This window comes from Streptomyces sp. P17 (assembly GCF_032436805.1).
Classification (GTDB): Bacteria; Actinomycetota; Actinomycetes; order Streptomycetales; family Streptomycetaceae; genus Streptomyces.
In genome coordinates, this window is the sequence record NZ_JAVRBF010001540.1 from 1 (window position 1) to 233 (window position 233).

Below are 233 nucleotides of genomic sequence, written 5' to 3' on the forward strand. Positions count from 1 at the left end.
CCGCAACCCGAGGCGCCTCATCGGCGTGGCCGTCATGGGACGCCCGCATGTGCTCACTCGAGCGGCCGACCTGTGCGACGACCTCCTGGTGGCCTGGTACCCGGGCCCGCACGGCGCTCGCGCCATCACCGAGGTGCTGGCCGGCGACCGCCCGGCCATCGGCCACCTGCCGGTCTCGTTGCTCGCGGACGCGGGTGCGCTCGGCTGGCACGACGACGACCGGGTGGGAGACG

1 protein-coding gene is annotated in these 233 nt (G+C 75.1%); it reads left to right on the forward strand.

The window, feature by feature from the left end; translation table 11 throughout:
- Positions 1-34 precede the first annotated feature (34 nt).
- A partial coding sequence (locus tag RMT89_RS45615; protein ID WP_315889633.1) for a glycoside hydrolase family 3 C-terminal domain-containing protein occupies positions 35-233 on the forward strand: 199 nt, incomplete at its 3' end.